Source organism: Paraburkholderia sp. J10-1 (assembly GCF_905220165.1).
Classification (GTDB): Bacteria; Pseudomonadota; Gammaproteobacteria; order Burkholderiales; family Burkholderiaceae; genus Paraburkholderia.
The window spans coordinates 424778-449436 of the sequence record NZ_CAJMYW010000003.1; the positions used below are offsets into that span (position 1 = coordinate 424778).

Here is a 24659-nt window from a genome sequence, read left to right on the forward strand (position 1 = left end):
CCCGTCCCGCCGCGTTCGCACGCCCGCCCCGGGACCTCGCACGCGCCCCGCGCCTTCACCCAGGCCGCGCGAAGCCTGGTCTTCAAAGCTGTCCGGATATGCTAGATTTGCTTTCTCAGAATGACCCGCGCCGCGACGACCGGCGCCCCTCGCGCATGCCTGAGAGTCCACCTGGCGCCTGGTCTGCCGCAAACGACGCGCCGCTCAAATCCGTCATCGACACGAAGCTCGTGCCGCCGCGTATCGTGCGCGGTGTCGTCACGCGCGAGTCGATGCTCAAAAGGCTGACCGAAGCGCGCCGTCAGCGCTGCTTCGTGCTTCAGGGGCCCGCCGGCTACGGCAAGACGACCACGCTCGCCGCCTGGTGCCGCTCGCTCATGCCGCTCGGCTACGACGTGGCATGGCTGTCTCTCGCGCCGGAGGACGACAGCCTGCCTGTCTGGCTGCGCTATGTGACGAAGAGCATCGCTGCTGTCTCGCCCACGATGACGCTCGAAGCGGAAGAACTCGAAGAAACGGGCGACAGCGAAGCCGCGGCGGAACGTGCCGTCATCGCGCTCGTGCGCGGTATCGCGCGGCATAAACGCGAACTCGTGCTCGTGCTCGACGATCTTCACTACGTGAAGGACCGCGCGATACACACTGCATTGCAGTGGTTGCTGGAATACGCGCCGGACAACCTGCATCTCGTCCTGGCCTCCCGCTCGTCCGTGCCCGTTTCGCTCGACCGCCTGCGTGTCGAAGCCCAGGTCGTCGAATTCGGCCCCGCCGATCTGCGATTTTCAGAAGAAGAGTCCGTGCTCTTTCTCAACCGGCAACTCGGCTCGATTGACGACGCGAGCGCGCGGCACCTGCACGAACTGACCGACGGCTGGGCGGCGGGGCTCCAGTTGTTTTCCGTCGCGTGGAAGCGTCGGCGCCGCGGTGCACCGAAGCCCGGCGCCACGAGCAAGTTCTTCCACAACCAGTTGCGCGACACGCGCGCATTCGCCCAGTACTTCGACGAGGAAGTGCTCGACCGTCTCGCCCCCCAGGATCTGGGTCTTCTGATTCGCGCCAGCGCCTGCAACCGCTTTTGTGCCTCGCTGTGCGCCGCGTTGCTCCACGAAACGAATGCGGGCGCAAACGTCAACGAAACCCTCGAGCGCCTGGAAGCCGACAACCTGTTCGTATCGACGGTCGATCGCAGCGAATGGGAAACGTGGTACGCGCTGCACCCACTGCTGCGCGACTCGCTGACCGAGCGCTTCAACGGCTGGGACGAAGCCGCGCGGCACGAAGTCCACGCGAAGGCGTCCCAGTGGTTCCACGAGCACGGCCACCTCGACGAAGCGATTCGCCACGCGCTGAGCGCCGGCGAGCCAGCGCGTGCCGCAGCCATGCTCGAGCAATGCGCGCAGACTTTGTTCCTCTGCGGCGACCGCGCGAAATTGATGCGCCTGATGCGCGAATTGCCAACCGAGTACGTGCAGGCCAGTCTGCCGCTGCGCACGTGGATGGCGCACGTGCAGATCTACTGGCGGGAATTCGACGCGTGCGCCGCCACGCTCGACGCGCTGGACGCCGCGCTGCCGCCCGGCAATGCGCGGGCGCGATTCTCGGCGACCGTGCTGCGCGCCGGGCTCGAAATACATCGCGACGACGTGCACGCAGTGCAGGCGCTCGAAGCAGCGCTCAAGGCGATGCCGGAGTCCGCTGAAAAGGTCATCGCAACGATGGCGCGGCACGTGTTCACGTGGCTCCATTTGCAACGCGGCGAATATCAACGCGCCCGCGATGTGCAGTTCGATACACCCGTGGCAACGGTCGAAGGTGCGCCGCTCATAGGCAGCATCGCCGGCTCACTGTTCGGACGCTGTTTCGTAGGCCTGACCTATGCATACGAAGGCGACTTCGCGCAGGCCGAACCCATCTACCGCTCCGTGCTGCGCGATGCGGAACTCAGGGGGAAAGCCTGTTACGAGTCGGCAAACCTCGCTGCCGCGCTGCTTGGCGAAATACTCGTCGAACGCAACGAATATCGAGCCGCGCGCGACCTGCTCGAACAGCGCGTGGATATGCTCGAACGCGTTTCGCTTCCCGATGCTGTGTTGCGCGTCATGATGACGCTCGCCGCCGCGCACTGGGGCAGCGGCCACCGGCTCGACGCGCTTGGCTATCTGGAACGGCTCGAAGAATACGCCACCCAACTCGGACTCGATCGTCTGATCGCGCACAGCCTGGCCGCTCAGGCCAGTTGCCGGCTCGCAATTGGCGAATCCAACGCGGCACTGGCGGCGCTCGAACGCCTCGGCGCGCTCGAGGCGGCACACCATGGCAACGCACATCCTGCGTTCAGCGAAATTCATTTCGTCGCGCAAAACGCGAAGATTCAACGGTGCCTCACGACGGGCGACCTCGAACACGCCACACAGCAGCTCGCCCCGCTAATCGACTATTGCAGAACGCACGGCCGCCAGCGCGAACTGGTCAGCCTGTTGATGCAGCGCGCCGTCACGCTCGCCAGGCTGGGAAGGCAACCCGCCGCGCGTGTCGACACGCTGGACGCGCTGCAACGCGGCCACCGTCTGGGGCTCTACCGCACGCTGATCGAAGCGGCGCCCGACGCGCTGGCCCTGATCGTCGCCGTGAATCAGGAAAGCGCGGACGATCCCGTCGTGGCGTTCTATGTCGAGCGGCTGGAAGCGCGAGCCGCGCAAGGCGCGACGCGCGAGCAACCCGTGCCCAACGCAAGCGCGCAGTCGTCGAGCATCGCGAAGCTGAGCCAGCGCGAGACGGATGTCGTGCGCCTGCTCGCAGAAGGCTTCACGGCCAAGAAGATCGCTCGCACGCTCGGCCTCTCGCCCGAAACGGTGAAGTGGCACCTCGCGAACATCTACGGCAAGCTCGGCGTTTGCGGGCGGGACGAGGCGCTCGACCGCATTCGCGATATCCAGTGGGGTTCCGGGCCCGGTCTCGTGCGCGCGAAGCCGCAAGAGTGACCCGGCGAAGCTGACACCCCGACTTGCGCGCTGCCGGTGATACGGCTCCGGCTACGGCGTCCTCCGAAAGCGCAAACCCATCCGGCCGCCGCGCGGCCGACAACGCCTCCCTCCCGCAACAACCACTCGCACCCGCACGCGCGCCAAAGCCCCCTGTTTTTCGGGTGGGCCCAGCGCACGCAGGGCGATGGTCTACTTGTTCATCGCCGTATCGGGCGCAACGGCGCCTCACTCAATCGTGCGTTGCGGCACGCTCAACGTTGCGGAAGCTCAATGGACACTAGTTACGACTACATCGTGATCGGCGGCGGCTCGGCTGGCTGCGCGATCGCTGGCCGCCTCGCACAAGGCTCGACGCACACGGTTGCACTGCTGGAAGCCGGTACGCACGACCACCATCCGAAAGTCACCACGCCGCTCGGCTTCGCGTTGACGGCGCCGAAGCGCGGGCCATTCAATTACGGCTTCCGCACACCGCCGCAGCCGCATTTCGACGGCCGCCAGGTGCGCGTGCCGCGCGGCCGGGGCCTCGGCGGCAGTTCGTCGATCAATGCCATGGTGTATGTCCGCGGCAATGCCGCCGACTACGACTCGTGGGCCGCGCAAGGCTGCAGCGGATGGGCGTGGCAAGACGTGCTGCCCTACTTCAAGCGGGCCGAATGCAACGAGCGCCTAGCCGGCCATAGCGAAGACGAGCTGCATGGCGGCGCGGGCCCGCTGTCGGTGGTCGACCTGCGCTCGCCGGGGCCATTCTCGCGCTACTTCATCGAAGCGGCGCTCGCGGCTGGGTACCCCTACAACTCCGATTTCAACGGCGCGACGCAACTGGGCGTTGGCTATTACCAGGTCACGCAGCGCGACGGCGAACGCTGGAACGCGGCGCGCGCGTATCTTCATCGCGGCGAAACCAGCAACACCGCAACCGGAAACAGCCGCTGGCCAAACCTGAACGTGCTGATCGATACGCAGGTCATGCGTGTTCTGGTCGAGGACGGTCGCGCGACGGGTGTCATCATCTTGCGCGACGGTCAGGAAGTGCGGCTCACGGCACGCCGCGAAGTGGTGCTGAGCGCGGGATCGATCGGCACACCTCAACTGCTGATGGCCTCCGGCATCGGGCCTGCGGCGCATCTTCGGGAACTCGGCATCGATGTGGTTCGCGACGCGCCTGCCGTCGGGCAGAATCTCCAGGAACACGCCGATGTGCTGCTCGTGCAACGCAACGTGCCGAGCCGCGATCTGCTCGGTGTTTCGCTTCGCGGCGGCCTGCGTATGTGGCAGGAGTTCAGGCGTTACCGTCGAGAACGATCAGGCATGCTAACGAGCAATGTCGCCGAAGCGGGTGGCTTCTTCAAGAGTCGTCCCGACTTGGCGGAGCCCGATCTGCAGGTCCACTTTGCCAACGCAGCCATCACCGTGCCGATGAAATTCGGCCATGGCTACTCCGCACACGTCTGCCTGCTGCGCCCTCATAGCCGCGGCCAGGTGACGCTGCGCTCGGGCGACTGCCGCGAGGCGCCGGTGATCGACCTGAACATGCTCACCGACGAGCGCGACATGGATACGCTCGTGCGCGGCGTGCGTCTGCTCAAAGAGATTCTCGATCAGCCCGCGCTGCGGCGCTTTGGCGGCGATCCGGTCGACGCCTGGCTGCATGCGAACGACAGCGGCGACGAGGCAATCCGCGCGCTGATCCGTTCGCGCGCCGAGACCGCATTCCATCCCGTCGGCACGTGCCGGATGGGCAACGATCCGGAATCCGTGGTCGATACGCAGTTGCGCGTGCGCGGCGTGGCCGGTTTGCGCGTTGTCGACGCGTCGATCATGCCGACGCTCGTGAGCGGCAACACGAACGCGCCCACCATCATGATCGCGGAGAAAGCCGCCGATCTGATGCTCGGCAAAGCGCCGCCAGTCGCCGCGAACGTCGGCGCACTCGCGCAAGCCGCGCTAACCCTCCCCGATCCGGAGCATTTTTGATGACCACGCTGCTTACGTCGGGCTCGCTCGCAACGCCCGCGCGCGCCGACACATTGTCCTGTTCCGTACCGGAGGGCTTCGAACCGCTGCGCGTGTCGACGGGCTTTATTCCCTCCTGCGGCGGATTTTTTCTGCACCGCGAGCGGCCGGTTCTGGCGGTGCGGGTGCAGCCTGAACACCTCAACGTGCTCGGCATCGCCCACGGCGGATTCCTCGCGACGTTCGCCGACACGGCGTTCGGCGCCATTATTCGCCGCGAGACAAACTGCATGGCGACGCCGACCGTTCACCTTGGCGTCGACTACATCGCTGCGGTACGGCCCGGCACCTGGCTCGAAGCGCACGTTACCCTGGTGAAGGCAGGCAGACGGCTCACGAACGCCACATGTGTCGCGACCGCCAATGGCCGCACCATCTTGCACGCGAACGGCGTCTTCTATATGGGCGCGCCGCATCAGGCGGCGCTGGCTTCTACAGACGCCTGATACCACCGCGCGAAAAGCACAGACACACAGGAGACGGGTCGCCCATGCCGCACTACCTGGCGCAATTGCGACAGCGAGCGCTCTGTGCCCCCTGGCATGCCTAACTGGCAGCGCACCGTCAACTCATTCAACCCGGCGGAAGGCGCGTCGCGACCGCTCGCTGCCTCCTCGCTCCATGCCTCGCGATACCGACATGCAAACCCTCTCCAACGCCTCGCAATCCGACTGCGCGCCCGATACGCTCCCACACGGCGCGGCAACTGCAGCCACCCTTCTCGCCCACCAGAAAGCGCTTGCTGAATTGCCGCACGAAGATGGCCTCGATGAAGCAGAAGCCACACGCGGCTTCATCGGGACGATACCCGACGCCGAAGTGCGTGACGCCTATGGCCGCCTCGTCTGGAGTCTTGCCGACTACGGCTTTCTCGACGCGACGGATGCGCCGTCGACAGCGCATCCATCGCTTTGGCGGCAAGCGAGACTGAACCGGTATCACGGCCTGTTCGAAGTGACCTCGCGCATCTACCAGGTGCGCGGCTTCGATCTTGCGAACATGACGATCATCGAAGGCGACACGGGCCTGATCATTATCGACCCGCTCACCTGCAAGGAAACCGCGCACGCCGCGCTCGACCTCTACCTCGCACACCGTCCCGCAAAGCCCGTCGTCGCCGTCATTTACAGTCACAGTCACACGGACCACTTCGGCGGCGTGAAGGGCGTCGTCGACGAGGCGGATGTGAAGGCCGGCAAGGTGGCCATCATCGCGCCAGATGGCTTCATGGAAGAGACCGTCTCCGAACAGATCATGGTCGGCACGGCGATGGCGCGACGCGCCCAGTTCCAGTTCGGCCATACGCTGGCGAAAAGCGCCTGCTGCCAGATCGATTCGGGCCTCGGCAAGAACATCCCGCGGGGGACACTCACGCTCATCGCACCGACGATGTTGATCCGCGAGCAAAGCGAGACACATGTGGTCGACGGCGTGGAGATCGTTTTTCAGCTGACGCCGGAGAGCGAAGCGCCCGCGGAGATGCACTTCTTCTTTCCGCAGTTTCGCGCGCTGAATCTCGCGGAAAACGGCACACGCACGCTGCATAATCTCTGCCCGCTTCGCGGCGCACAGGTGCGCAATGCAAAGCTCTGGTCGCACTATCTGGCCCAGGCGCTCGAACGCTATGCTCCGCAGGCCGACGTCGTGTTCGCCCAGCACCACTGGCCGACCTGGGGCAACGCACGCTTGAGCGCGTTCATCGAGCAGCAGCGCGACCTGTACAAGTACCTGCACGATCAGACGGTGCGCCTGATGAATCATGGCTTCACCGCGTCTGAAATCGCGGAGCATATGCGCTTGCCCGACAGCCTCGCCGCGCAGTGGCACGCGCATGGCTATTACGGCACCGTCTCGCACAACGTCAAGGCGATTTACCAGCACTACCTGAGCTGGTATGACGGCAATCCGAGCAACCTCAATTCGCTGCCGCCCGAAATGGCCAGTGCGCGTTACGTCGAATACATGGGCGGCGCCGATGCGATGCTGGAACGGGCGCGCCGCGACTTCGAGCGCGGAGAGTATCGCTGGGTGGCGCAGGTCATGAATCATCTCGTGTTCGCGCAGCCAACGTTACGCGAAGCGCGGGAGCTTGGCGCGGCAGCGCTCGAACAAATGGGCTTTCAGGCGGAATCCGCGACATGGCGCAACGCCTTTCTGCTCGGCGCGCGCGAATTGCGTGAAGGGAACCCGCGCGACAAGGCCTATGGTTCGCGAAGCGCCGACATGGTTCGCGCGATGACCGACGCGATGTTCTTCGACTATCTGGCGATTCGTCTGGACGGGTTGAAGGTGCAGACGATGCATGCCCGCATCGACTGGCATTTCACGGACACGGGCCGGCGCTATACGCTGAATGTCCAGCACGGAGCACTGACCTGTTCAGGCGCGACCTCGACCGATACGCACCAGGTGCAGGCTCAAGTGTCGATGTCGCGGCAAACGCTCGACCGCATCCTGCTGGGAGAGACCAATTTCGCCGAAGCGATCGGGCAAGGCCAACTGGCGATCAACGGCGACGCCAGCGTGTTTCATTCGCTTCTTGGATCGCTGGACACGTTTAGCGGGCAGTTCAATGTTGTCGAGCCTTGATTCGCTTTCGTGCGAGTTCTGGCCGATATGGGGCGCTGCGGAGTTCAGGAATTAACTCCGCGGTTTGACAATCAATTTTTGTCGCATTGAAGTGCACAGCGCGCCCTGATCTTCGCTCGAAGCCGTCCAAGGCAATTCAGATGCCGCCGTCAGGTTGCCGTCCATCCGTGTCTTCCGAAAGGAGGCGCCGGGTGCATCCCGGTACGAGCCACCGGGACATGCGCTGTCGCCGCAAGGCGGTCTGGTATGATTAGTTAACAATTCCCATCGGTGATTATGGGGACCAAGCGACTGGAATTGTAATAATAGATTCGTAAACTACATTGACCAACAACGTGCCGCCGGAATTGCCTTCGAGTGGTATTGCACATAGCCATTTCGATGTCATGTCGCTCCCTCCCAGCCGCCAATTGCTTGCCTGGCGGGAAAGGGTCAGCCACGTCATCGACGTTCTCCCCTCCCGATCCGATGTCAAGACGCCATTCCGCGCATCCATTGACCGATACGGCGTCGGCGACGACCTTTCATTCACCGACTGCCGCTCCGAGACGATGATTCTCGAGCGCTCACTGGCGCGTATCTCGACCGACAACAAGCGAGATTTCATGTTCCATGTTTTTCTGGAAGGAGACGTGGACAACGTGACGGCACGCCCATCTGCGCGCACTGGAGCGGCCACTCGAGCAACGTTCCTCGCGCTTGACCTGGGCCAACCGGTGCGAATGCGCAGAAATACCTGTCATGTGCTCTCGTTTTTCGTGCCGGGCACGCTCACGGCGAAGATCTTTCCCGATCCCGAGGCTGTCCACGGACGGATGATGCGCAATGAAACGCCCTTCACCCAACTGGTCGTCGAGCACGCAGCCACGCTAAGCAGGGAAATCCCGTTCATGGACCCGAGCGCAGCGAGAAGTGCCATTCTTGCTGGCGCCGAACTTCTGGTCACCGCCTTTGGCAAAGACGCTGGATTAACCGGAAACGCGAGATCGGCAGTGCGGGCGGCGATGTTTGGTCGTGTGCGCAGGTACATTCAGGCGAATCTTCGCAGCGACGGACTGTCCCCCGAAAGCGTGGTGCAAGCATTGCAGCTTGCACGACCGAGCGTGTACCGACTGTTCCAGCACGAGGGTGGACTGAACGCTTATATCCGGCACCTTCGACTGAAGCAGGCGGCAGAGGAACTCGCCCGCTGCCAGCATCTTTCGGTGACGGAAATCGCTTTTGGACTCGGCTTTACCAGTTCCTCCGACTTCACGCGCGCTTTTCGACGCGCTTTTGACATGGCTCCGCGCGATTTTCGGGAGGCTTCCCTGAACAAAGCGGCTTGAGCATGCCGGTCAAGTCGAGCGCCAGTTCCACCTGCTGCTGCTTCCCCGCTTTCAAGTACGCGAAACGCAACGATAGCCCTCGTCGGAGAACCCGTTCCCGGTGCGGCTCGCAAATCATGCTTCGACGCCCGAAAAGCCGAAATCAGTTGATTCCCTTTCCAGAATGACCAGCCATTTGCCCTCACCCGCCCTCGCCTCTCGTCGCCTTGTGAGAGTCGTCATCGCGACATCCTTTGTCAGTTGCCTCGAAATCTTCAATTTCACTGCCTTTGGGCTCTTCGCGGGCTGGATCGGCGGTCAAATCTTTCCATCAACGAATTCGATGTCCTCCCTGTTGATGGCAGTCGGCACATTCGGAGTCGGCTTTTTGTTTCGCCCCCTCGGCTCGATCGTCATCGGCGCCTACGCCGACCGTTCAGGCCGCCGGGCCGCCATGACCTTGACCATCTGGCTAATGGCGGCAGGCACGGCGGCAATTGCAGCTTGCCCGACTTATTCACAAGTCGGCATCGTGGCACCCGTCATCATGCTGTTGAGCCGTCTGGTTCAAGGGCTCGCCGCTGGGGGTGAAGTCGGCAGCGCGGCGTCTTATGTCATGGAAGCGAGCCCGTTCGGGCGGCGCAATTATCTGGTGAGCTGGCAACTGGTCGGCCAGGCGAGCTCGGCAATCCTGGGGGCGTCGCTAGGCGTCGTGATGTCCAGCAGCCTGTCTGCCGCGAATCTGGCCGCGTGGGGTTGGCGCGTCCCTTTCCTGATTGGCCTGCTAATCGTTCCGTTCGGCTTTTACGTCCGGCGGCGGCTACCCGACGACATGGTTGGTCGGGCATCGCCGAATCGCAAGCTGGTTCCTCTCGCGGAACTCTCCAGGAGCCATGGAAAGACACTCGCTTTGGCAACGCTCATGATCGCTGGCCGCACGATACCGGCTTACGCGATTGCCTTTTATATGCCGAGTTACCTGACACATGTGATGCATTGGCCAGCTATCGCCGGGTTTCTTGCCTCGGTCGTTTTTGGTCTCGTGTTTATGCTATTCGCCCCGCTTACCGGCCTGCTGGCTGACAGACTTCAGAATCGCAAACCCTTATTGCTGTTTGCAGCTGGCGCGACCACCCTTCTCATTTTCCCTGTATTCCATATCATCACCCATGCACATGACTTAACCACGGTGCTGGCCGGTGTGGCGCTAATCAGCGTGTTTGTCGCACCGTTGAGCAGCGTGGGCAGTGTGTTGGTCCTGGAATCCTTTCCAGTCCAGGTGCGTGCCAGCGGCTTTTCAATTTCATACGCATTCGGGGTGGCACTGTTCGGAGGCACAGTTCAACTGATCATCACTTCATTGATCAAGTGGACCGGTAATCCCATGGCGGCCGCCTGGTATGCCGCGCCTGCATGCCTTGTTAGTTTTATTGCACTCTTGTTCTTCCCCGAGCGAGACCGGGAAATGGCCATGAAAACCCATTGATGACGTTTGAGTGTTGGGCTGTCACGCGTCCCATCGGCGCATTGCGCGCTCTAGCTGGGAAAATCCCGCCATAGTGGCGGCAAAGGTGAACGGCTCTGGCGTAAGCCGCCCTGTGCCCCCGAACAATAACGATATCTGACCCAATGTCCAGTCTTTCCAGCCTCGGCAAACTGCCTGTCACTCCCGCGCAACCGTGCGGCAGTGATGTCCGCGACGAACCCGAGTTCGAGTTGCTGCAGAACGAAATCGGCAAACTCTCGAATCCCTCCGCAACGAGCAGCGTCGACTGGAACCGCGTGAGCGACCTGTCCACGACGCTGCTGGCGAACAAGGGCAAAGACGTGCTCGTCGCGTCCTATCTGGCGACCAGCCTGCTCAAGACCCAAGGCCTGACGGGTTTCGCGGACGGCGTGCAGGTGGTGGCCGACCTGCTGCAGACCTACTGGGACGAACTGTATCCGCCGTTGCAACGCATGCGTGCGAGGCGCAACGCCATGCAATGGCTGATCGACCGGGTGAAGGCCGACGGTGCGGAACGCGACTGGTCGAGCTGGCCGCCGCAGAATCCCGCCCTGCTCGATAACGTGCGCACTGCGCTCGCGAGTATCGACCGCGTGCTAGCCGAAAAGGACGACGACGCGCCGTCGATGCAGCCGCTGCGCGCACTCGTGGACACCATGCAGGTTGCCGTGGAAGAGCCTGTGGCGCCGCAACCGATCGTCGCCGCTGCGCCGCCACCGGCACCCGAGCCTGAGTACAAGCCTGCCCCCACGCCTTTGGCCGCACCAGCGGCCGCGCCTGCGCCCGCGTTGCAGGCCGAAGCGCTCACGCCACTCGCCGTCGATTCAATCGACAGTGCAAGCCGTGCGATCGACGAAGCACTCGATCGCCTTGCGACTATCGGCTCATGGTACGCGCAGAACCAGCCTTCCAGCGCACCTGGCTTCCGGCTACGGCGCGTCGCCGCGTGGACGGGCATCGAGCGTGCGCCGGCCGCCAACGGTTCGGAGACTCAGCTTGCCGGCCCGATTGCACCATTGCAGGATGCGCTGCGTGGGCTGCTGTCGCGCGCGGCATATGCAGACATCGTTGCATTTGCCGAGACACAGATTCTGCAATACCCATTCTGGCTCGATCTGAACCACGCGGCGGCAATGGCACTCGCGCAACTCGGTGACGCCTGGCATAGCGCGCACCGCGAAGTTTGCAATGAGACCGCGAAGTTCGTCGCCCGCATGGAAGGCATCGAGCGTCTGAAATTTGCCAACGGGGTGCCATTCGCCAATGCCGACACTGTGGAGTGGCTGGGCACGCTCACATCGTCGGCAGGACAAACGCAGACGGCCGCCGCGCCGGACCCGCTCGCCGCAGTGCTTGCGCGCGCGCGTGCGCTCGCCGCTGACAACGATCTGCACGCCGCCTCGCAATGCCTGCAAGACGGGATTGCCCAGAGCACGGCAGTCGGCACTCGCCTGCGGCTACGTACGGCGTTGTGCGACCTGCTGCTGGAGAACCGCCCGGGCGCGCGGCTTGATGCGTTCGCTCGCGCGCTCGTGGAGGAAATCGATCGCTACGGCGCGGCGGCGTGGGAACCGGAGCTCACCGCCGACGCACTGCGCGCCGCCTATGCGATCCTCAGCCGCAACGAGCAGAACGAAGCGGAGACGGCGGCCCTGCTCGCGCGCATCGCACCGCTGAACGCCGCCATCGCGGTGCGCCTGATTACCTGACCAGCCGGGCTCGACCGGCTCAGAAGCCGGTCGTCATCTGGGGCGCCTGGGCGCTCCAGCAAGCACCGATCGTCTTCGGCAACCCCAACTCCGCCAAACTTACCGGATTGCCAGCCACCGTCGGCAGGTTCGCGGGAAGCGGCGGATTCGTCGCGGCGAGCTGATCCGCGATATTGAGTTGCTGACGCTGCAGCAGCGCGTCCTGAATCTGCTGCTTTTGCTGCGCCGTGGTCTTCAGCAGAGCCTCGTAGCGCTCGATCTTCTGGGCGGCGTCGCTCACCTGGTCCCCACCTGTCACTGCAAAGCTCACCCTCAGCGACTGCACGTTGAGCGTCTTGAGCGCGCTTTCACTCGCCGGAAAATCGCCAGGTCCGAACTGATGCTGGCCGTTCGCGAAATCTTGCAGGAATAGCGCGACGCCAAGCGGCCCCGCATAGCTGCGGGTCAAGGTCAGGTTGCCGATCTTGATCTGCAGGCGTGTGTCGCCGCACTGCCCAGCCGTCCACGCGAAGCTCGTGCTGACCGGGAAATTGAAGTTATTCAGTGTCTGTTGGCCCGACGCACATTGCACGGTAAGGATCGTCGCGTACGGCTTCGCCTGCGCGTCGGCATTGACGTTCGTTGGCTGCGCGGTGAGCGTGAGCGGCACCGTCAACGCACGCGCCGCGTCAGCCTGTTGTTTCGCTGTCGCAAGTGCCCGGTCGAGCTGGTCGAGTGACGCCTGCGCGTCCAGTTGGGCGCGCTGCGCCTGAAGTTGCTGCGCCTGTTTGTCCGCAGCGCTGCGCGCGGCCGACCGCTGCTGCGCGGCCTGGCGTGCGTACGCGCCGTTGAGCGTCGAGACGAATGCCGTCGTGAACGGCACACTGAGCCCTTGCGTCTGCACGACGTCATAGCGGCTCGCGTTGCGCGTGAGGAACGGCTTGGCCGGCCCCTCGGCAAATGCCCAGACCGCACCTTTCGCACCGAACAGCTGATCGTTCGCCGCGCTCTCGTCAGTGGCGCCCTGCAACGGAAACACGACGCTCGACTCCCAGCTGTGCTGCAGTTCGCACGATGCCTGCCGCTCGATATAAGCCGCGAGGAAATCGAACGGCCCGCGGATCAGTCGCCAGGTCAGCGCGTCAGAGCCATCGCCATCGCCATCACCCGCGCCCGCGCCGGCGAGCGAGCGAAGCTGCGTAAACGATTGCAAGACACTGATCATCTCCGACGGCTGTGCTTGCGCACTGACGGCGAACTGATGGAAATCGGCCGCAAGCTGGTAGTCCTTGCCGCTGCCCACGCCGCTGTCGATGGCGAGCTTGTTCAGGTTTGCGAAGTAGTTGGCCAGCGCATCGACTGCACCGAGGTTGTTGGCCACCGCCTGGCCACCGCGCATGGGAGCACCGGCGAGCACGTCCTTGATCGCCGAACCGCCGACCGCGTTGATGGCGCCAGCCACCCTGACCATGTGGTTGGCCGCGCCGACGCGCGTCGCCTGCTCGCGCAGTTGCTGGAATTGCCGTGCGAGAGCCAGCCAGCCGGGCAGCGGCGCAGAGGCGTCCTCACCGGCAAATTCCTCGTCGAGTCGCGCGATGAGGCGGAAATACGGACTCACGGGCCCGCTCACCATGCCGAGCGCGGCGCGCCAGTCGGCCTCGCCCATGTAGCCGCCAGGATTGTCCGAAAACGCTTCGACGAAGTTCCGCCACGCGATCACGCGCTGCGTGCGATACCAGCCGTCGAACGCCGCGCGCTGTCTGTCGAATTGCGCCGGGTCGCTAATGGCCGCGCGAATCTGCGCCGCAAGTTCGTCAATCTGTTTGCGGCCCGCGAGGGTAAAGGCCGCGGGCACCGCGGCTTCGGGCACGCTTGCGCTGCTCGTACCGCCAGCGCCAATTACGCCGCCCGTTACCGTGTGCTGGCCAGGACCGTACAGCGCGTTCACGGGCTGGGCGTCGCCCCCCCAGAACTCCGCCGCGCGCACTGGCGCCAGCTCGCCCCCGTCCGGCACGAGCCCGACGAGCCAGGTCAGCTGAGGGTCGGCCGCGACTGCCTGATTCAGAAGTGCGCGCCGCTGCTTCAGGCGCTCGCGCAGATAGCCGGCATCCTTCGGCGACCAGGCGAGGTAGGACAGCCTGAGCGAATCGAGTTCCTCGTTGAGCTGCGCAGGATAGAGCGAACTGCCGCCAGGCTGCGGCATCGCTTCGAGCGCGGCCCGATCCGCACCATCGATACGTGCTTGCAGCAGGGCGACCGAGCGGGCAAGGCTCAAGATCTGCTGCGCCTGCTCCGCCGATTGCACGGCTTGCCCCGGTTGCCGCGCCAAACCGGATAGCGCCGCCAGCGTCGCCTCCTGCGTCTGGTCCGTGGCGGACTGAATCCCCTGCTGATACTGCTGCACGAACACGGCATGCAGACGCGCTTGAACGGCAGCGACTCCGGCGCCGTTGCCGAGCAGCCCCGAGAGCCAGCGCTGGTCATTCTGTTCGGCCTGCGTCAGAACGTTGGCGGAATACGTCAGCGCGGCTGCGTCGTGAAACAGGCTTCCATTGAGGGCGACTTTGTCGGGCCGCGCGCTTCGGAGCAGATCGAGCGTCTGTTTGTTACCCGCGTAGGAAACCGAGATCAGAATCCCGAATGTCGCAAGCAGCAGCGTCCACGCGATCACGCCCACGCGCTGCGTGACGCGCCGCCACTGGTGCACGAGCACGGTCGGCTTGGCGGCGTGACGATCCTGCGGCAGGATGCGGCCGAAAAAATCGTGCAGAAAGACGCCTGCCGTGCTGGCCTCGTGCGATGGCGACGGTGGCAGGGCCGCCCCCAACAGCGCCGACATTGCGCCGCCCTCCTGTCGCCCGCTGCTGAAGAAGATGCCGCGCAACAGCGGCCTCTCGAGATAAGGGCTGTCGGCGAGACAGGTGCCGAGAAACATCGTCAGACCGCTGCGCAATTGCTCCAGTTCGCTCGGAAACATCAGCAATTCGGGTGACGGCTTCGCCTCGCGCGACACCAAAGCCAGGCGCAGCGCCTGCAAACGCGCACCGATGGAGTCGAACGCGCGAGTGACGAACGCGGTTTCGCCGGTCTCGCTCTCCGTCGCGAGATAGCCCATCGCCTGACTGAGCGCGTCGGCGGGCAGAGACTTCGCCCACTCCTCGAAGCCATAAAGGCGATCGCATTTGGTGACGAGCACGTAGACCGGAAAGCGCTTGCCGAACATGCGGATCAGCTGCTCGATGCGTGCGCGCACGATGCGCCCTTCATCGGCGAAGGTATCGGCATTCGGAGCGTTCAACCGGTCCGCGCTGATCGCGAGCACGAGCCCGTCGAGCCCTTCACGCGGCCGGTAGCGCCCCAGCAGATCGAGGCCGACCTCCCATTCGCGCCGATCCTGCTCGATGTCCTCCGCCTGCACGTAGCGACCGGCGCAATCGATCACTACGGCACGGTCGAAATACCACCAGTCACAGTTGGCTGTCTGGCCAATGCTGGCTTGCTGGCTGACCTTCTGGATCGGCGACGCTAGACGGGCACGCGTGAGGGCCGTGGTTTTGCCGGTGCCAGACTGACCGATCACCATGAACCACGGCAGCGCGTACAGCGGGTCGCCCTGGCCGCGCAGACTGGATTGCCGCAACGTGGCGACGGCAGCTTTCCATTTGCGCCGCAGCAGCGTTTCCGGGGAAGCAGCGGCCGCCTCGCTGTTGAGAGCCGCCGCCTGGGCCGCGAGACGGCTGCGCGAGCGCATCATCACGATCATGCGGCGAACGTAGGTCACCAGAAAGTACAGTGCGAATACGCCGACGAATATCGCAAGCGCGACCCACAGCGGCCAGCCGAAATAGAGGACGACGCCCCAGCTGGCGAGCGCCAGCAGGATCAGCGTCAACAACCACAGCAATGCGATGCCCAGCAGTTTCATAGATGGATCTGCGCAAGAAGCGTATCGGCGGACTGCGCGACGACGGTGTGATACACGCCGTACAGCAACGCCAGCAGGAAAAGCGGAAGGAGGTACGCGGTCAGCTTGCGGCCCGAGAAGCGCGAAAAACGTGCGGCGAGACGCGTGCGCGCAGTTTGCGCGTGCGCCGCCCCCTCAACGCCAGCGAGCGGATAGCCGTCGGGAAACAGAAACGCGCGCGCGGACGCACTGAGCAGATCGGCGTCCGGCAGCAGCATCGCAAGATTGGTGCGGCGAATGTCGGTGAGCGTCTTCTGGTTGCGGTCGTAGGCGTAACGGCCGCCAAAACCCAGCGCGAGAGACAGGTAGAACACCTCGCGCACCGGCAACTGCGCAGGGGTGAGCTTGGCGAGTCGCTCGTAGAACACGACGCCGGCATTGCTCACGTCCGAGTAGCGACGCTGCAGCAGATGACGCTGCCATTGCGCGGCGCCGTCCCACTGCGTGGTGAGCAGTAGCTCGTCGGCCCACGCGTTGAAGGCGAACAGCGCCTCGTCGATGTCGGTTTCCTGAAAACCGGCGTCGTGCGCGCCGCGCCGCGTCGACGCGATCGCGCCATCGAGCCGCACGGTCAGGCTTTCGGCATCGCACGAGGGCGACAGCGCGAATGCACGCATCTGCGCGAAAAGGGGGATGAAGATGTCTGCAAGTTTCACGCTATCTCCGCAGCACGACAATTTCGGCACGCAGATCTTGCGGCGCATCGGGCCACTGCAGCGCGATGTTCTCGTCGCGTTCGACGGCATCCCACAGCTCGCTCACCTGCTCGATCCGGAAGTAATTCGACGACGCGCGACGCGGCATGCCTTGAGGCGCGTTCGGCAGATGGATGAGTTCGAGCCCCGGCAACGCATGGGTGACGAGGCGCGTGACGTCGGCGGCATTGGCGAGGCGCGCATCGTGCAGCGCGCCATCGACAACCTGGGCTGCCAGTTGCTCTGTGCGCAGCACGAGATAGAAGCGGTTGCGCCGGTCGAAGAACGAGCGCGGCAGATCGCCCGCGAACATGCCATCGCGGTAGTCGAGCACCGTGAGATGCTCGGGTCCGGTTGCGATCTCCGCGAGCAAAAAGCCGATCAACACCTGCGCGCGCGAGAAGCACGTGTAGAGATCGGTGTGATCGTAAGACGGCAGACCGGGCGTGCCGTCCTGCGCCTCGCCGAGCATGTCGAAGCGCTCGGAAAACGCGCTGAGTTCGCCCACCAGGCGGCGCAATTCGCCGTACAGGTGCCACGGATGGACTGTTGCCGTCTGCGCAAGATGCACGAGGCTCGGGGCGGCGCGAGAGAGCGTACGCATGGCGAGCAGCAGCATCATGTAGCCTGGATCGAACTCGGCCTTCTGCAGCTCGCGCGGATTTTTCAGCTCCTGCAACTGGTGCGCGCGCCCGACCACGTCATCGCGAATCTCGCGAACGATGCGCAGCAGCGTATCGGACCCGGACAATGCATGGCACGGCGGAACAAAGCGGTCCGAGAGCGTCACGGTATCGCCCATTCGCGCAAGCTGCGCGATCGGAATGAGATCGTACTGGCCGAGATTGGCGGTCTCGCCTTCGAAGAAAATCTTGAGCACGTGCAGGAGCGTATGCACCGGCGCGGCGGGACCGTTCGAGTGCAGATCGGGCACCTCGGGCGGGTGCTGGAGACTCGCATAGCGCGTCTGCACGGCGGCAGCGGCGTCGAGTGATTCGCACAACGTGACGTTGTTGCCCTCGGCAGCGAGTTTGCGTACACCGAGATAGACGGTCAGCGTGCGCCCTTCGCCGATCGAGCTTGCGTCGAACGAGCGCGGCGCCAGCACCCCGTTACCGGGAAATTCGACATACGTGTGATCCGGAAAGATCAGCCGCGCCGATCGCACCTCGATGGTCTGGCGTGCAATCGCGCCCGCCGCGATGTCGAGCGCGCCCACGCCCCAAAAGTGCGGCAAGCCTGTCTCGAAGACAGGCTTGTTACGGGACTGTTCGTGCAGCGCCGCCAGCTGGAAGTGCTGGGGCTGCATGAACATGCCCTGGTGCCAATAGATACCCTTGTTATGGTCCATGTGATGGGATCGATATGCTAGTTAGCGAGCTTGCGAAACGACATGTCTTGCGCACTCGCGGCGCCCAGAATGCCTGTCGTGGCGCCTGTTGCATCCGGATTAGCCGGAGCGGCGCCACTCAAACGAATTTGCTTGCCGCCGCCTTCGAGCGGCTGCGCGTGCTGAAACGCTGCGGGGTCTGGCCCGTCGGACTGGACTTCGGCGTTCAGGATGCCCTGCGTGCCCAGGTTGAGCCGCACGACGAGCGGTCCGGGCAACTGGCTGTGCGTACGGAAAATGAAACCTGAAGTTTTGGTGACAACTGGCACGTCGAATTGCCGAGCCGCATTGGCCACGCCGAACTGCGCATAACCCGCGGCCACGCCGATCGCGCGTGTGTTCTGCGCTCGATCGAGAATGAGCCAGGAGTGCTGACCTGGTGAGACCACGTAGCGCGAAAACTGGCTGAAGGCCTGTGGCACCTTGCCGGATGCCATCGTATCCGCCAGCGAACTGGGCTCGGCGGTGAGATTGCGGAAGGCTTGTGCATCGCCTGATTCGTAGATCCCGAGCAGCAGCGTGTGCGACTGGCCGTCGTACTGGTTGAGCGCCGGATCGGCACTTATCTCCAGAATGATCGAGTCGGCGGCATAGCTCCAGTTCACGTCGGCGAGCGGATCTTTCGGCGGCGTGCTTCCACATGCGGCGAGCGCGAGCACACCCGCGATGCTGGCCAACCCGGCTAGCGGCCGCGCAACCCGCGCGCAAGCTTCAAGGCGCTTTGCGGCCCTGCTCTTCTTTACAGACTCGGCCATTGTCAGTGCCTCATTTTTTTGCAGTGGAGCGTTGCCCGCCGCCACGAATTTTGCAGATATTCTGGTGTACTGAAGCAGTGAAGAAAGACCAATATGCGGCATTATTCAAAACTGAATCGAAAGCGATCTGGGGAACGCCGCGTCAAACCAGCGGCAGAATCGTTGCGCTGGCCTCGCTGTCCTCGGTGTAGGGCAGGAAAAGAATGCTTTCCGGCGATCCCTTGACCCGGGCGTAGTAAGCATCGCCATCGCCAAGCCGGTTGCGCACCGCCCAAGCCGTGTACTCTCGCTCTCCGACCTGCAACGTCAGACCTTCCTGCGCGTATTCGAGCACAGTCTTTTCCGGCAGTTTGCCGCGCGGGCCCACCGCCTGGAAATCGATCTTCGCATCACCGCCGTGTACGCCGAACACGACGCCGTGCCACTCGCCGCTACGCGGCCCGATGGCGAACCACTGGCCGAGCTGCTCTTCGCCGACCACCTCGAAGCGATGGTCTTGCGGCTCGCTCGCCTTCGCGAGATTCGCGCGCGCGACGATCTTCGCCGGCCACGCGGCATGGCTTTCTACGAGCACGGTCGCGTCGCCGAGTAGCGTGGGCATGTCCTCAATACCCTTCACCGCTGACACCACAACGGGAAAGCCCGAACCGCGCGCTGCGCGCAGGCTCGAAGCGAACACCGATAGTCCGTAGCGGACTGAAGGCTTGGCGAGCGTGTCGTCGTCGGCGAGGATCAGCCAGAGGTCGGCTCGCGCGGCATTGAGCGCATCGAGCCCCGCTCGCCACGCGAGCTTTTCGGGTTCGTCGACCCAGAAGTGGCCTTGCGTCGCGAGGCCGTACTGCTTTAGCAACTGCGACAATGCGGCGACGCGGGTGGCGTCTTTTTCTTTGTCGAATGCTGTGATCCAGATGGTCTTCATTGCTCGTTCCTGATTATCAACTCATGACCATTACGACGTTCTGACTCGGGGCGAGGACCGTGCCCGTCGCGTTGCCCCCGTTGTGCTGAGTCGGATCGCTCAGGCGCACAGCCGCATTGCCTTCGAACTTGACTGTCTTGCTGCCCGCAGTGAATTTCATCTCGGCCATCACCTTGCCCGACACCACACCACCTGCGACGCCGGGTTCGTCGCCGGACGAGTTCGGGATTTGAGACGCCTTCGTGAGTGCCGGCTTGCCCACGATCAGTACCTTCTGCGTCAGCTGATAGCCCATCTGCGGCATCGCGATGTTCGGGTACGGCACTGGCACGGGTGGCCCCGGCGGCGCGGGCGTCTTGCAAACGTCCGGTGTGCTCATGCACTGACCGGCTTCCACGGTAACTGCAAACATGATGGCGTCCTATCCGAGGTCGATTTTCGAGGCGTCGATCTTGACCTGGCCTTCCGCCAGTACCGTTGCGTGCTGCGCCGACATGTGGAAACGCTCGTCCACATGCATGCGTACGCGCCCAGCTCGAGTTTCATCGGTGTCCTCGACCCAGCGCAGGCTGTCGCGAGCGCGCAGGATCAGCCGCCCTACGGTATTCGTCATCGTGTGAGCCAGAGTGCGCACGGAACCCAGACTGGCTTGCAACTGCTGTACGGTGGCGTCGAACCGGGCAAACTTGAACTCGCCACGCAACCCCGACATGCCGATCTCCGGCGCATCCAGTTCCACCCGCCGGCGTGCGTGCATGTCGATCTGGTCTGCCTCGACCCTCAAGACGCCGTCGTCCGTGTGCAGGGAAACTTCGCCGGGCAGCACGATTGCGGCGGCACCCTGAACTGCGCCCGAAAGGACGGCAAGAATGTACGAAGCGGTATGCGAACCGCCCGTGCAAACCAGCACCCGATCTCCGCAGTCTGGATCGATCAGGCAACTGTCGGCGCGCAGGGCGCGTGTCGAGACGCCATCGGCCGTCTGCAGGAAATACCACTGACCGGCACGACCAGTTACCGTTGCGTATGTCATCGAGACAGCTTGATCGCTGCCAGGGCGCGTTATTGATACGAGTGCGGGATTCATAAAGGACTCTCCCTCTTTAGCGTTTATCGGTGTGGGGCGGCTGCCACGCTTCGGCGCGCGCCAATACGGGATCGGTTTGCCGCGCGCCATCCAGCTTCGCCCCGTTCCAGAGCGTGTCTTTCTGCACGAGCGAGTGAAGATTGGCACCGCTGAAATCCGCGCCCGAGCAGTCGGCGTCGGACAGATCGGCGTGCGATAGATCGCAATAAATGAATCTTGCGCCGTGAAGCGATGCTGCGCGCCAGACGCTGTGGCGCAGCACGGATTTCGACCAGCATGCACCGCCCGATTGCACGCCGCCGAAATCGGCTTCACTCGCATTCGCGCCGTCGAAATGCGTGTCGCCAATGTCTGCCTGCGTCAGCACAGCGAGGATCAGTCCAACATACTGGCCGCGCGCACCGCGAAGATCCGCGCCCTGGAGTTGCGCGCCGAGGAAACTGGTTCTATCGAGCGTCATCCCGGCCAGATTCGCCCTCTGAAGGGAGGCCCCATCAAGACTCGTCATGGTCAGGTCGCAGCTGCGCAAGTCCTGACCGTTCAGGTTGGCGCCGCGCAAAAAGGCTTTGACGAGCGATGCCCCGCCCAGTTGCGCCCGGCTCAGATCCGCTTGCGACGCCGACCAGCGGAACAGATCAGCTTTCGTGTAATCCGTGTCGACGTGAATGCAGCTATTCGTGTCGCAGCGCGCGAGGCGCGCGCCTGCGAACGACGTCCGCGTAAAGTTGCAGTCGTCGAAGGTGGCGAAGCTCATGTCCGCAGCGCTCGCGACAGCGCCACTCCAGTCCACATCTTCAAAGCGGGCCTGCTGAGCCGTCGCGCCTTCGAGCTGTGCGCCCGCAAAACTGACTTGCCGCAAGTCCGCGTTGTCGAGTCTCGCTTGCCGCAGATTTGCGCCTTCGAGCGTCACGTTAGAAAGGCGACACCCGGACAGGTCGCAACCCGACAGATCTGCGCCGGAGAGGTCCGCATCGTCAATCCGTTGGGTGCGCGCGAGTGCCGCTCGTGCCTCGTTCGCATCCATGCGCGTCCGTGTACCTGGATTCGTAGGGCTCATATGACGGGCGGACGGTATTGAAGAATGGTGCAGTCGATGTTTGCTCGCTCGACGCTCGCGAACGTCGGCTGAGTGCCGCCGAAGTCCACGCCATACAGGTTGGCGTCCTGCATGCGGGTGCCGCTCAGGTTGGCTTTGCGCAGCGAGCCGCCGAACATGTTAATGGCGCTCATTTCCGCGCCGCTCAGGTCGGCGTGCTCAAAGCGGGTACCTTTGGCCGAGGCCAGGCGGAACTGTGCGCCTCTTGCCTGCACGCGCGTGAAGTCGGCATGGTCGAGCCTTGCACTTTCGAACGACGCTTTGCGCAGTTGTGTACCGTCCCAGCACGCGTGCGCGATCTGCGCGCTCGCAAAGTCCGCTTCATCAAAGCAGGTCTTCTCGTCAGCACGCGACTTGCGCAGGTCTGCGCCGGTGAAATCGGCCTGGTGGCCTTCGGCACCATAGAACTCGGCGTGCTCGCAAAGCGCGCCGCAGAAGCGGCTTTGAGCAAGGCGACTTTCGTTGAAGCTCGCGCTCTGCAGCGTTGCGTTGCTGAAGTTCGCACCGCTCAAATCACACTCGGTAAAGCTCGTTTGCTGCGCTCGACAAGAGGCGGCATTCACACCAGGCAGCCTGGCCTTGTCGAATATTGCCCGATCCAGTTCAGTCTTCGCGAGGCAAGCCTCCGAAAAGTCACTGCTGCTGAAATCGCCCCCGACAAGTTGCGCGGCTTGCAGATTGGCCTTTGCGAATGTGCTGCCCTCGGCGCTAGCGCCATCGAGCCTCGCGCGCTCAAGCGTCGCTTCGCTGAAATCGGCTCCGCGTAGCAACGCGCGCGCAAAAACGGCATCGTCAAGCCGGCTCTTTGCAAACGAGACTCTATCTAGCGTCGCGCCCGAGAAGTCCGCACCCGTGAGGTCGAGTTCGGAAAGGTCCAGCCCCGTCAGGTCATAGCCCGCAAAGCTGCCACGCGTTGCATGGCGGGCTGCAACGTCTTCGCGCGTCAGTGCAGCGGCGGCGGCATCTTCCGCGGCTGCACGCGCCGGAGGAACTGCCCCTGATCGGAGTTCCGACTCAGGTGCTGGAGGCGGCTGCCTCATATCGAGCGCAGCGAAATCGACATCGGGCGGTTCCAAAAGCGAACCTTCACCCAGGCTTTCCACGACTTCTGGCGGCAGCGTGCGTTTAAGATCCTCTTCAGTGAGGTTGTACTTTTGCATGAGCGCCCGGGTCTCGGCGCTCAGTTCTGCCATCATTTTTCCCATTGCAGCAAATGAGGGCGTGTCCTCCTGTTCCGGTTCGGGTATGAATTTCTTCACGTCCTCATCGGTCAGGTTGTACTTTTCCATCAACGACCGAAGCTCATCACCCAACTGGTCACCCTGCCTCTGCAGCTCCTCGAACGTGGGCGCAGGCCCAACCGGTTCCGGCTTGGGCATGAATTTCTCGAGGTCAACGTCGCTGACGTTGTGCTGCCGCATCAGTGCACGCATCTCCGCGTCCAATTGTTCAGCCATTGCATGGATGCCTGCAAACTGTGCGTCGCGCTCCACGTCTACCGTGGCCGACGCCTCCGTATCCGTGTTCACGGCTGCATTACCGGGCGGCTGCGCCTCAGCGGTGGCCTGCTCCGCTTGTATCTCACCGGTTCCCGCTAGCGGCTGGGCGGATGCCGCTTCAGCATTCACAGTGCCGATTTCCCGCTCGAACTCGGCCCGGTAGTGCTCAAAAGGCAGCGGCACTTCGTTCAACGTCTCCCATACGGCCTTGATATGCTTCACGTCGCTCGCTTCGTCGTCCGCGCAATGGAAAATCGCGCGATAGACTACGACCCCGCAGTCGAGTTCGGGGAACAGGCAGACAGTCTCTGCATGGGCGGTGACTTCGCTCAGCAAATCGCCAGTGGACGTTTTCTGGTTGACAAAGCATCGTGCGCGAAGCCCCGGCAGAGCCCCTCTCTGCGTCGGCCGCACCGGGTGCATGTTGGCGATTTCAAAGGACTCGTTGCCCGAGAAATAGCCGGTCCGCAGCCGCTGGTCGGGGGCGGCACTCATAAACAATTCGGAGCGCGTGTCGGCTGGCAAGTGTGGCCAATCATGCTTGAGCCAGTGATCGTCGCACGTACCAAGGTACTGTTGGCGCGGCGGCGACGCGATGTCGAACCCCCAGAAACCAGCGGGTGCAATACGTTCACCACGGCTTGCAATACGACCGTATTCATATTCGATATTCGGCAATGGCCAGACTGTTGCGCCGTCGGCGTCTCCCGTTTCGCCATAACCCTTCCCGCGCGGGTTGTCCGCAAAGCCGTCGCCGCCGAATGCTGTCTCGGGAACGATCGGCATGCGAATGAACGGCTTCGGCCGCGACATGAGCCCGATGGCATTGAATTGGCGATTGCCGGTCACGATGAGCGATTTTTTCAACGAACCGAGGCAAACACTGACGCGAAGTTGTTCGACAGCCCGGCCCTCCGGCGCGTACGCTGCCCCGTAGACCGCGTACTCTCCCGCGGGCTTCGGATATACCTCATCCAATAGGCCGGCCTCGCCCAACACCTGCGTGACGAGCGGCCACATCTCATTGCCAGGGATCAGCGCATTCCGGCCGGTTTGTGCGAACCGGAAGCACGCCATCATGCCGATCACGAGTGCGTTACGCTGGGCGAACTGCAGGCTGCGATAATGCATCGCGAGATCATTGGAGCAGAGGATCTTCATCT

The 24659-nt window shown here is 63.5% G+C and carries 16 protein-coding genes; 7 read left to right on the top strand and 9 right to left on the bottom strand.

Features of this window, described 5'->3' with window-relative positions; all coding sequences use genetic code 11:
- The first annotated feature begins 155 nt into the window (after positions 1 to 155).
- The 7 genes from U5A65_RS14580 to tssA all read left to right on the top strand — a co-directional run bounded on the left by U5A65_RS14580 (position 156) and on the right by tssA (position 12112).
- Positions 156 to 2981, top strand: coding sequence for a LuxR C-terminal-related transcriptional regulator (locus U5A65_RS14580; RefSeq protein WP_321946662.1), 2826 nt, complete (start codon positions 156 to 158; stop codon positions 2979 to 2981).
- A gap of 273 nt (positions 2982 to 3254) precedes the next feature.
- Positions 3255 to 4961 carry a GMC family oxidoreductase gene (locus U5A65_RS14585; RefSeq protein ID WP_321946663.1) on the top strand — a complete coding sequence of 569 codons (1707 nt, stop codon included), beginning with the start codon at positions 3255 to 3257 and terminating at the stop codon, positions 4959 to 4961.
- Positions 4961 to 5446 carry a PaaI family thioesterase gene (locus U5A65_RS14590; RefSeq protein ID WP_321910625.1) on the top strand — a complete coding sequence of 162 codons (486 nt, stop codon included), beginning with the start codon at positions 4961 to 4963 and terminating at the stop codon, positions 5444 to 5446. The genes U5A65_RS14585 and U5A65_RS14590 overlap by 1 nt, the downstream gene beginning before the upstream one ends.
- 193 nt (positions 5447 to 5639) lie before the next feature.
- Positions 5640 to 7589, top strand: coding sequence for an alkyl/aryl-sulfatase (locus U5A65_RS14595; RefSeq protein ID WP_321946664.1), 1950 nt, complete (start codon positions 5640 to 5642; stop codon positions 7587 to 7589).
- A 323-nt stretch (positions 7590 to 7912) separates the two neighbouring features.
- Positions 7913 to 8917: an AraC family transcriptional regulator gene (locus tag U5A65_RS14600; protein ID WP_321946665.1), complete on the top strand. Its 1005-nt coding sequence runs from the start codon at positions 7913 to 7915 to the stop codon at positions 8915 to 8917.
- Positions 8918 to 9080: 163 nt separating this feature from the next.
- The gene (locus U5A65_RS14605) at positions 9081 to 10382 is read left to right on the top strand and encodes an MFS transporter (protein WP_321946666.1); all 1302 of its coding nucleotides are present in this window, start codon (positions 9081 to 9083) and stop codon (positions 10380 to 10382) included.
- A 143-nt stretch (positions 10383 to 10525) separates the two neighbouring features.
- A complete protein-coding gene (gene tssA, locus U5A65_RS14610) occupies positions 10526 to 12112 on the top strand; it encodes a type VI secretion system protein TssA (RefSeq protein ID WP_321946667.1) in 1587 nt (528 codons plus the stop codon).
- A gap of 19 nt (positions 12113 to 12131) precedes the next feature.
- On the opposite strand, the gene U5A65_RS14615 is transcribed toward tssA, so the two are convergent.
- From U5A65_RS14615 to U5A65_RS14655, 9 genes are all read right to left on the bottom strand, one after another.
- On the bottom strand, positions 12132 to 16016 hold the full coding sequence (locus U5A65_RS14615; RefSeq protein ID WP_321946668.1) for a type VI secretion protein IcmF/TssM N-terminal domain-containing protein: 3885 nt from the start codon (positions 16014 to 16016) through the stop codon (positions 12132 to 12134).
- Positions 16013 to 16711, bottom strand: coding sequence for a DotU family type IV/VI secretion system protein (locus U5A65_RS14620; RefSeq protein ID WP_321946669.1), 699 nt, complete (start codon positions 16709 to 16711; stop codon positions 16013 to 16015). The genes U5A65_RS14615 and U5A65_RS14620 overlap by 4 nt, the downstream gene beginning before the upstream one ends.
- Before the next feature lies 1 nt (position 16712).
- The gene (gene tssK / locus U5A65_RS14625; RefSeq protein WP_321946670.1) at positions 16713 to 18101 is read right to left on the bottom strand and encodes a type VI secretion system baseplate subunit TssK; all 1389 of its coding nucleotides are present in this window, start codon (positions 18099 to 18101) and stop codon (positions 16713 to 16715) included.
- Between the two features lie 17 nt (positions 18102 to 18118).
- Positions 18119 to 18895 (bottom strand): type VI secretion lipoprotein TssJ, encoded by a 777-nt coding sequence (locus tag U5A65_RS14630; RefSeq protein WP_321910610.1) that lies wholly within the window; start codon positions 18893 to 18895, stop codon positions 18119 to 18121.
- Between the two features lie 142 nt (positions 18896 to 19037).
- Entirely contained in the window at positions 19038 to 19814 is a 777-nt protein-coding gene (locus U5A65_RS14635; protein ID WP_321946671.1) for a hypothetical protein, read from the bottom strand.
- A gap of 16 nt (positions 19815 to 19830) precedes the next feature.
- Positions 19831 to 20226 carry a DUF4150 domain-containing protein gene (locus tag U5A65_RS14640; protein ID WP_321946672.1) on the bottom strand — a complete coding sequence of 132 codons (396 nt, stop codon included), beginning with the start codon at positions 20224 to 20226 and terminating at the stop codon, positions 19831 to 19833.
- Between the two features lie 9 nt (positions 20227 to 20235).
- Positions 20236 to 20901 (bottom strand): DUF3540 domain-containing protein, encoded by a 666-nt coding sequence (locus U5A65_RS14645; protein ID WP_321946673.1) that lies wholly within the window; start codon positions 20899 to 20901, stop codon positions 20236 to 20238.
- Between the two features lie 16 nt (positions 20902 to 20917).
- Positions 20918 to 21925, bottom strand: coding sequence for a pentapeptide repeat-containing protein (locus U5A65_RS14650; protein ID WP_321946674.1), 1008 nt, complete (start codon positions 21923 to 21925; stop codon positions 20918 to 20920).
- Positions 21926 to 21954: 29 nt separating this feature from the next.
- The gene (locus U5A65_RS14655) at positions 21955 to 24657 is read right to left on the bottom strand and encodes a DUF2169 domain-containing protein (protein ID WP_321946675.1); all 2703 of its coding nucleotides are present in this window, start codon (positions 24655 to 24657) and stop codon (positions 21955 to 21957) included.
- Positions 24658 to 24659: the final 2 nt, after the last annotated feature.

What these genes read in the sequence shown, in the direction of transcription:
- U5A65_RS14605 (WP_321946666.1), top strand. Translation starts at nt 9,081, where the DNA reads ATGACCAGCCATTTGCCCTCACCCGCCCTCGCCTCTCGTCGCCTTGTG.
- U5A65_RS14650 (WP_321946674.1), bottom strand. Translation starts at nt 21,925, where the DNA reads ATGGATGCGAACGAGGCACGAGCGGCACTCGCGCGCACCCAACGGATT.
- U5A65_RS14640 (WP_321946672.1), bottom strand. Translation starts at nt 20,226, where the DNA reads ATGTTTGCAGTTACCGTGGAAGCCGGTCAGTGCATGAGCACACCGGAC.
- U5A65_RS14630 (WP_321910610.1), bottom strand. Translation starts at nt 18,895, where the DNA reads ATGGCCGAGTCTGTAAAGAAGAGCAGGGCCGCAAAGCGCCTTGAAGCT.
- U5A65_RS14595 (WP_321946664.1), top strand. Translation starts at nt 5,640, where the DNA reads ATGCAAACCCTCTCCAACGCCTCGCAATCCGACTGCGCGCCCGATACG.
- U5A65_RS14655 (WP_321946675.1), bottom strand. Translation starts at nt 24,657, where the DNA reads ATGAAGATCCTCTGCTCCAATGATCTCGCGATGCATTATCGCAGCCTG.
- tssK (WP_321946670.1), bottom strand. Translation starts at nt 18,101, where the DNA reads ATGGACCATAACAAGGGTATCTATTGGCACCAGGGCATGTTCATGCAG.
- U5A65_RS14585 (WP_321946663.1), top strand. Translation starts at nt 3,255, where the DNA reads ATGGACACTAGTTACGACTACATCGTGATCGGCGGCGGCTCGGCTGGC.
- U5A65_RS14645 (WP_321946673.1), bottom strand. Translation starts at nt 20,901, where the DNA reads ATGAATCCCGCACTCGTATCAATAACGCGCCCTGGCAGCGATCAAGCT.
- U5A65_RS14635 (WP_321946671.1), bottom strand. Translation starts at nt 19,814, where the DNA reads ATGAAGACCATCTGGATCACAGCATTCGACAAAGAAAAAGACGCCACC.
- U5A65_RS14615 (WP_321946668.1), bottom strand. Translation starts at nt 16,016, where the DNA reads ATGAAACTGCTGGGCATCGCATTGCTGTGGTTGTTGACGCTGATCCTG.
- tssA (WP_321946667.1), top strand. Translation starts at nt 10,526, where the DNA reads ATGTCCAGTCTTTCCAGCCTCGGCAAACTGCCTGTCACTCCCGCGCAA.
- U5A65_RS14580 (WP_321946662.1), top strand. Translation starts at nt 156, where the DNA reads ATGCCTGAGAGTCCACCTGGCGCCTGGTCTGCCGCAAACGACGCGCCG.
- U5A65_RS14590 (WP_321910625.1), top strand. Translation starts at nt 4,961, where the DNA reads ATGACCACGCTGCTTACGTCGGGCTCGCTCGCAACGCCCGCGCGCGCC.